The sequence below is a fragment of the Curtobacterium sp. Leaf183 genome (genome assembly GCF_001424385.1).
In the GTDB taxonomy this organism is placed as follows: domain Bacteria; phylum Actinomycetota; class Actinomycetes; order Actinomycetales; family Microbacteriaceae; genus Curtobacterium.
The window spans coordinates 211,894-219,102 of the sequence record NZ_LMPO01000008.1 but is presented as its reverse complement, the minus strand read 5'-3'; the positions used below and the strand labels follow the sequence as shown (position 1 = coordinate 219,102).

General features: G+C 69.5%; 10 protein-coding genes. 7 read left to right on the top strand and 3 right to left on the bottom strand.

From position 1 onward, the window contains the following. Positions 1–807: hypothetical protein (locus tag ASG04_RS07405; protein WP_162241698.1), on the bottom strand; the 807-nt coding region annotated here is incomplete at its 3' end. 118 nt (positions 808–925) lie between these two features. After that, positions 926–1,192, bottom strand: a complete 267-nt coding sequence (locus tag ASG04_RS07400; RefSeq protein ID WP_056121993.1) for a hypothetical protein — start codon at positions 1,190–1,192, stop codon at positions 926–928. 169 nt (positions 1,193–1,361) lie between these two features. Here ASG04_RS07400 and msrA point away from each other — a divergent pair, with 169 nt between their 5' ends. The 5 genes from msrA to ASG04_RS07375 all read left to right on the top strand — a co-directional run bounded on the left by msrA (position 1,362) and on the right by ASG04_RS07375 (position 5,110). Then, entirely contained in the window at positions 1,362–1,889 is a 528-nt protein-coding gene (msrA, locus tag ASG04_RS07395; RefSeq protein ID WP_056121991.1) for a peptide-methionine (S)-S-oxide reductase MsrA, read from the top strand. A gap of 39 nt (positions 1,890–1,928) precedes the next feature. After that, positions 1,929–2,141 carry a hypothetical protein gene (locus ASG04_RS07390; protein WP_056121989.1) on the top strand — a complete coding sequence of 71 codons (213 nt, stop codon included), beginning with the start codon at positions 1,929–1,931 and terminating at the stop codon, positions 2,139–2,141. Between the two features lie 143 nt (positions 2,142–2,284). Continuing rightward, the gene (locus ASG04_RS07385; protein WP_056121987.1) at positions 2,285–2,884 is read left to right on the top strand and encodes a single-stranded DNA-binding protein; all 600 of its coding nucleotides are present in this window, start codon (positions 2,285–2,287) and stop codon (positions 2,882–2,884) included. Positions 2,885–2,936: 52 nt separating this feature from the next. Then, positions 2,937–4,622, top strand: coding sequence for an energy-dependent translational throttle protein EttA (ettA, locus tag ASG04_RS07380; protein WP_056121985.1), 1,686 nt, complete (start codon positions 2,937–2,939; stop codon positions 4,620–4,622). A 5-nt stretch (positions 4,623–4,627) separates the two neighbouring features. After that, positions 4,628–5,110: an acyl-CoA thioesterase gene (locus tag ASG04_RS07375; protein WP_056121983.1), complete on the top strand. Its 483-nt coding sequence runs from the start codon at positions 4,628–4,630 to the stop codon at positions 5,108–5,110. A 119-nt stretch (positions 5,111–5,229) separates the two neighbouring features. Here ASG04_RS07375 and ASG04_RS07370 read toward each other — a convergent pair whose 3' ends face one another. Then, positions 5,230–6,087 carry an acyl-CoA thioesterase gene (locus ASG04_RS07370; RefSeq protein ID WP_082518005.1) on the bottom strand — a complete coding sequence of 286 codons (858 nt, stop codon included), beginning with the start codon at positions 6,085–6,087 and terminating at the stop codon, positions 5,230–5,232. Between the two features lie 48 nt (positions 6,088–6,135). Here ASG04_RS07370 and ASG04_RS07365 point away from each other — a divergent pair, with 48 nt between their 5' ends. Continuing rightward, positions 6,136–6,837: a hypothetical protein gene (locus ASG04_RS07365; protein ID WP_056121980.1), complete on the top strand. Its 702-nt coding sequence runs from the start codon at positions 6,136–6,138 to the stop codon at positions 6,835–6,837. A gap of 44 nt (positions 6,838–6,881) precedes the next feature. Next, positions 6,882–7,209: NAD(P)H-binding protein (locus tag ASG04_RS17825; protein ID WP_235515470.1), on the top strand; the 328-nt coding region annotated here is incomplete at its 3' end.

Here is a 7,209-nt window from a genome sequence, read left to right as displayed (position 1 = left end):
GACACCCTGGGAGTACGGACGCGTCAGACCCTGCTGCTCGCGGTCGTCAGCGATCGGCGTCGTGGCGTTCGGGTCCTGCGGCGCCGACATCGGCGATGCGCTCGGCGCGAGCACAGCGGTGGCGGCGGACGCGCCCGACGGAGCCGACGAGGCGGAGGCGGTGGGTTCTGCTGAACGGACGGGCGCCGGGCGCAACGAGGTGGTCGTGGGGGTCGGTGCCGGTGCGGCGGCCGGGGCGGTCGGACGCTTGCCGTCTGTCTGGTCCGCGCTCCAGTCCTGCTGGCGACGGATGAGGTCGGCATCCGGGTCCGGCGTCTCGAACTTCCAGCGCTCCAGGTCGCTCTTGAACAGCTTGCGCGCGCGGTTGGGTCGGGCCTGCCACTCGAGGAGTCGGTCGCGGAACTCGGCGAGTGACTGCTCCGCCTGGAAGTTGAAGGTCGAGGAGTTCTTCTTGATGTCCGCGATCTCGTGCTGTGCCCAGTTCGCCGCGATCGGCGACCCGGAGACCGGCAGCAGTCGCAGGCGGATGTCGGCGTCCTCGGCCAGGTGGTCGGTGTAGGTCCGCTCGTCGTGTCCGAGCACGCCCCACGTCGCCGCCTTGCGTGCAGCGGTGATGACGGCCGCGACCGCGTTGTTCTTCGCCTCGCGTTCCTGCAGGGCGACCACGCGCTTGGTGGCGCCGCGGCCGATGAGCGCTGCGATGATGCCGGCGACGACGATCGCCACGAAGGGGATCAGTGCCCCAGAGATCACTCGCCAGCCCGTGTCCGACGAGGTCCAGTCGCTGAAGTCGTTCCACCAGTCCATGCGCGCACCATATCCACGAGATCGTCAGTTCCGAGGGAGGACGAACGGCGTTCCCCGCATCCGACCGGATGTCGTTCCGATGTGGAACATCGCCGGATCGTCAGCAGGGCGCCGGTGGTCACCAGCGCAAGCAGTCGACGGCGTCGTCGGCCGACCAGACGTTCGGCAGCTCGACGAAGCGACGCTCCGCCGCGACGTAGCGTCGTGCTCGGTACGCGGTGTCGCCGGCGACGTCCACCCGGTCGACGTACCCGACGATCTCGCCGTTCGCGCGGGTGACCCGGGACAGGTCGTCCCGCACGTCGAGGATTCGCAGGTCGCCGTGGGAGCGCACGACGGGAGACGCGGTACGGATGCGAAGCCGGGGCTCGGTGGTCGTCTGCATCGGTGGTGCCTCCTGGTGCGGTCGTCGTGGTGTGGACGACGGTACGGAGGACCCCCGACACGCGCGGCGCGCACCGGACACCTGGGGAACAGTGGACGGCTGCTGTGTGTTGTGGAGGACGTATCCCGTACTCGGGCCTCTTCGGAGGCCAGGAAGATAGGTTGATCCCATGACCACGTTCGTGCTCGCAGGTGGATGTTTCTGGTGTCTCGACGCCGTGTACCGCACGCTCCAGGGTGTGCAGGACGTGGTGTCCGGCTATATCGGCGGTTCGGCGGACAACCCGTCGTACGAGTTGGTGTGCACCGGCACGACCGGTCACGCCGAAGCGGTGGCCGTCACGTTCGACGAGTCGGTCATCCCCGCCGACGTCATCCTCGACGTGTTCTTCACGCTCCACGACCCGCGGCAGCTGAACCGGCAGGGCGCCGACGTGGGCACGCAGTACCGCTCCGCGATGTTCCCGGCCGACGACGAGCAGCGCGCGCTGTTCGAGAAGGCCATCGAGCGCGCGTCGGACATCTGGGACGGCGGGATCGTCACGACGATCGAGCCCCTCACGACGTTCTTCCCGGCCGAGGAGTACCACCAGGACTTCTTCGCCAAGAACCCCGGTCAGGGCTACTGCCTCGCAGTCGCGCTGCCCAAGGTGAACAAGGTCCGCAAGGCCTACAGTCAGTACATCCTGGCGTCCTAGCACGACGGGCGTCGGGAACCACGAGGAGGTGGTCGAACGATGACGAACGACACGACGACGGAGACCTGGGTCGCGGTCGGACCGGCGGGCGCGGTGGGCAGCATCCACCGACAGCCGGACGGCTTCCGGGTCGAGCTCTACGGGCACCGCGAGGGCGGGGGTGGGTCATACCCCTCACTCGAGACGGCGAAGGGCGCCCTGCACAAGGCGCTCGGACCGCTCGCCTCCCGCCCGGAGTTCCGCGCCCACTGAACGGTCCGCGGACCGGCGTGCTGCGCCGGTCCGGACAGGAGGCCCGGGGGACGCGTCCTCCACAGGTCGCCTGATCGGGTAGCCACCACACACATCGAGCCCCGGTCCGCATCGCGGACCGGGGCTCGACCACGATCGACCGCATGAACGACACCATCACCGTCTGCGGCATCGTCGCGACCGAGCCCCGCCACCTCGTCACTGAGACCGGCATCGCCATCACGAGCATGCGCCTCGCCTCGCCGTCGCGCCGCTGGGACCGGGCGAACTCCGTCTGGACCAACGGCCCCACCAACTGGTTCACCGTCACGGCCTTCCGGTCGCTCGCGGCCAACGTGCACAAGTCCGTCAAGAAGGGCGACCGCATCCTCGTGACGGGGCGGGTCCGGATCCGGACGTGGGAGCGCGACGGACGCGGCGGCACCTCGGTCGAGATCGACGCCGAAGCCATGGGGCAGGACCTCGCCTGGGGCATCAGCAACTGGATCAAGGTCCCGAGGCACGCGTCCGAAGCCACCGCGGCCCCCGGCTCCGGTCCGGTCGTCAACCCCGTCACCGGCGAGGTCGAGGACCGGAACGGACACCAGGACCCGGCAGCCGACGAGCTCCCCGGAGCGACGGACGTCGACGACGACGACCTGCCAGAGGCCGCAACCGCTGCGTCGGCGACCGACCGACTGCACGGGGTCGACGAGCGCGTGCCCTCCGCAGCGCCGGGCGTCGAGCACCCGGAAGCGGCCTGACGTGCTCGCACCGTCACGTTCTGCCGGTCCTGTCACTACACTTGACCGCGATATGGCTGAGTACATCTACCAGATGGTCCGTGCCCGCAAGGCGGTCGGCGACAAGCTGATCCTCGACGACGTCACGATGTCGTTCCTCCCCGGCGCCAAGATCGGCGTCGTCGGTCCGAACGGTGCCGGGAAGTCGACGATCCTCAAGATCATGGCCGGTCTCGACCAGCCCTCCAACGGCGAAGCGAAGCTGACGCCCGGCTTCTCGGTCGGCATCCTGATGCAGGAGCCCGAGCTCGACGAGACGAAGACCGTGCTCGAGAACGTGCAGGAAGGCGTGGGCGAGGTCCACGGCAAGCTCGCGCGCTTCAACGAGATCTCCGCGCTGATGGCCGAGCCCGACGCCGACTTCGACGCGCTCCTGGCCGAGATGGGCACCCTGCAGGAAGAGATCGACGCGGCAGACGCGTGGGACCTCGACTCGCAGCTCGAGCAGGCGATGGCCGCGCTCCAGTGCCCCCCGGGGGACGAGCTCGTCACGCACCTGTCCGGTGGTGAGAAGCGCCGCGTGGCGCTCTGCAAGCTCCTGCTGCAGAAGCCCGACCTGCTGCTCCTCGACGAGCCCACCAACCACCTCGACGCCGAGAGCGTGCAGTGGCTCGAGCAGCACCTGCAGCAGTACCACGGCGCCGTGCTCGCCGTGACCCACGACCGGTACTTCCTCGACCACGTCGCGCAGTGGATCGCCGAGGTCGACCGCGGTCGTCTCTACCCGTACGAGGGCAACTACTCGACCTACCTCGAGAAGAAGCGCGCCCGGCTCGAGGTCCAGGGCAAGAAGGACGCCAAGCTCGCCAAGCGCCTGACGTCCGAGCTCGACTGGGTCCGCAGCAACACCAAGGGCCGTCAGGCCAAGTCCAAGGCCCGTCTGGCGCGCTACGACGAGATGGTCACCGAGGCCGAGCGCACCCGCAAGCTCGACTTCGAGGAGATCGTGATCCCCGTGGGACCGCGCCTCGGCTCCCAGGTCATCGACGCGGACAAGCTGCACAAGCAGTTCGGCGACCGCGTGATCATCGGCGACCTCTCCTTCACGCTGCCCCGCAACGGCATCGTCGGCGTGATCGGTCCGAACGGCGTCGGCAAGACCACGCTGTTCAAGACGATCGTCGGTCTCGAGCCGCTCGACGGCGGCACGCTCAAGATCGGTGAGACGGTCGACATCTCGTACGTCGACCAGAGCCGTGGCGGCATCGACCCGAACAAGAACCTGTGGGAGGTCGTGTCCGACGGGCTCGACTACATCCAGGTCGGCAAGACCGAGATCCCGTCGCGTGCCTACGTGTCGCAGTTCGGCTTTAAGGGGCCGGACCAGCAGAAGCGTGCCGGCATCCTGTCGGGTGGTGAGCGCAACCGCCTGAACCTCGCGCTGACGCTCAAGCAGGGCGGCAACCTGCTGCTCCTCGACGAGCCGACCAACGACCTGGACGTCGAGACCCTCGGCAGCCTCGAGAACGCGCTGCTCGAGTACCCGGGCTGCGCCGTGGTCATCACCCACGACCGGTGGTTCCTCGACCGCATCGCGACGCACATCCTGGCGTGGGAAGGCCTCAACGAGGACGGAACGCCGAACTGGTACTGGTTCGAGGGCAACTTCGAGGCGTACGAGGAGAACAAGATCGAGCGCCTCGGTGCCGACGCGGCCAAGCCCGGCCGGGCGACGTACCGCAAGCTCACCCGGGACTGACCCGCGTGGCCAGGCTGCACACGCCGGTCCGCATCCGCTGGAGTGACATCGACGCCTACGGGCACGTCAACAACTCGGCGATGCTCCGGCTGCTCGAAGAAGCCCGCGTCCTGGCGTTCTGGGCACCGGATCCCGACGAGGTCGACGCGTCGGGATCCGCCCCGGAGCCGATCATCGACGGTCGACCCGGGTCCGGCACGATGACGGTCATCGCGGCCCAGCGCCTCGAGTACCTGGCATCGACGCCGTACTTCCGACGCCCGCTCGACATCCAGCTCTGGATCGGGCACGTCGGAGGAGCGAGCCTCGACATCTCGTACGAGGTCTGGTCCCCGGTGGGACACCAACCCGCCGAGCTCTACACCCGGGCGACGACCACGCTCGTGATGGTCGACGCCGAGACGAACCGTCCTCGGCGCCTCACCGAGGTCGAGCGTGCTGCGTGCGAGCCGTACATCGAGCCGGCAGTGGTGTTCTCGCGCCCCTGACGCGTGTTCATCGGACCGGCGTCCCCAGGGCGGCGTCATCAGGCCGGCCTCACCAGGGCGGCGTCACCAGGCCGACGTCACCAGGCCGACATCACCGGACCGACATCACCGGATCCTCGTCAGCGGGGGATGCGCATCATGCCCTCTTGTGCGACGCTCGCCAGCAGCCGACCGTCCCGCGAGAACATCCGCCCGAACGCCAGCCCGCGTCCCCCCTGCGCGCTCGGCGACTCCTGCGTGTACAGGATCCAGTCGTCGGCACGCCCGTCGCGGTGCCACCACATCGCGTGGTCGAGACTCGCGCTCTTGACCCCGTGCGTTCCCCAGGCCACCCCATGGCGACGCATGATCGGTTCGAGGATCGACAGGTCACTCGCGTAGGCCAGGACGGCGCGGTGGAGTCCCGGGTCGTCTGGCAGGTCACCCTGGACGCGGAACCACACGGCCTGGTGCGGCACGTGCTCGCCCTGCACGTCCACGAAGACCGGGCCCTCGACGTGCCGCAGGTCGATGGCACGTTCGGCCCACGCACGCGCGACGGGGTGGTCGATCGAGGCCAGGATCGACGCGGCGGTGGGAAGCGACTCCGGAGACGGCACGTCCACCGGGAACGGGTCCTGGTGCTCGACGCCGGCGTCCTCGGTCTGGAACGACGCGATCATCGAGAAGATCGGCACGCCCTTCTGGTAGGCCTGCGCGCGGCGTGTGGCGAACGACCGGCCGTCGTGGATCTGCTCGACCCCGAACGTGATCGGCGTGTGGATGTCACCCGGCCGCAGGAAGTACCCGTGCAGCGAGTGGATCGCCCGATCCTCGATGGTGGCCTGCGCGGCGACGATGCACTGCGCCAGGACCTGCCCGCCGAACACCCGCCCGCCCGGTGACCAGTGGTTCTCACCGGTGAAGACCCGCTCACGCGTCGCCGCCCCCGTGTCCGCGAGTCGCAGGGTCCGCAGGAAGTCCGGTTCACCGATCACCACCCCCGCAGTCTACGGAGGACCCCTCCCGATAGGATCGTCACCGACATGAGCACCTCGTTCACGCTGCCCGACGCCGCTTCGCTGGGCGACCTCCGTACGTACCTCGCCCGTGCCGCACGGGTCGAGGACGGATCGGTCCGCCTCATCGCGGACTCGGGCGTCCTGGCCGTGTACACCGCGATCATGTACCCCCTCGGGCTGCTCGACGAACTCCCCACGGTGCTCGGACTCCGGACGTTCTCGTTGACGGAGCCGGCCGCGATCGACGCCGTGGTGCCGCTCGCCTCGTTCCAGGAACGGCTGCGGCTGCTCGCCGAGGCGCACGACGCCGAAGGAGCCGAGGGCGCCGACCCCACGCGGGCCACCCCGGTCGAGGTCGAGCTGCCGCACGAGGTCCAGACCGTCACGTGGGCTGCGATCTCGCCGCCGCGCGGCGGATGGGTCCCGCTGCCCGACATCTCGCCGGAGCTCTTGCGTCGCGCCGCCAAGGCCGGCATCGCCGAGGTGGCCGACGCGGTCCCGGCGAACGCCGGCGAAGCCATCGTCCGTCGGATCCGGTCCGAGGTCTGGGGGCGCCCGGTCCAGGGCATCGAGCACGTCCCCGCGGGCGCCGGGTTCGCAGGCGAGAGCCTCGGGTTCCTCGGGCACGACCCGGTGCGGCTGTTCGAGACCGGCCCGTGGAGCCGCCTGACGACCTCACGCGGGCACGTCCTCGTCAAGCGCCGCGCGTGGAGCCTGTCCGTCTGAGCCGTCCTGGACGACGTCGGCACCCGCTCTGCCATCCTGGGGCCATGCACGTCTTCCTCACCGGCGCGTCCGGCTACATCGGCTCTGCCGTCCTCCGCTCCCTCCTCGCGCACGGCCACGCGGTGACCGCCGTGGTCCGTTCCGACGAGAAAGCCGCTGCCGTCCGTGACGCCGGCGGCATCGCCCTCGTCGAGGACGTCACCGACACCGACATCGTCGAGCGCCTGGCCCACGAGACCGATGCCGTCGTCCACACCGCGAGTGCGCAGGACGTCGACCCCGACTTCGTCCGCACGGTCCTCGCGGCGCTGGACGGCACCCCGAAGCCCTTCGTGCACACGGGCGGCATCTTCACCTTCGGCAACTCGACCG

Bases quoted from the DNA above. Each gene is read 5' to 3' on its own strand.
- ASG04_RS07400 (WP_056121993.1), bottom strand. From the start codon at position 1,192: ATGCAGACGACCACCGAGCCCCGGCTTCGCATCCGTACCGCGTCTCCC.
- ASG04_RS07385 (WP_056121987.1), top strand. From the start codon at position 2,285: ATGAACGACACCATCACCGTCTGCGGCATCGTCGCGACCGAGCCCCGC.
- ASG04_RS07390 (WP_056121989.1), top strand. From the start codon at position 1,929: ATGACGAACGACACGACGACGGAGACCTGGGTCGCGGTCGGACCGGCG.
- msrA (WP_056121991.1), top strand. From the start codon at position 1,362: ATGACCACGTTCGTGCTCGCAGGTGGATGTTTCTGGTGTCTCGACGCC.
- ASG04_RS07365 (WP_056121980.1), top strand. From the start codon at position 6,136: ATGAGCACCTCGTTCACGCTGCCCGACGCCGCTTCGCTGGGCGACCTC.
- ettA (WP_056121985.1), top strand. From the start codon at position 2,937: ATGGCTGAGTACATCTACCAGATGGTCCGTGCCCGCAAGGCGGTCGGC.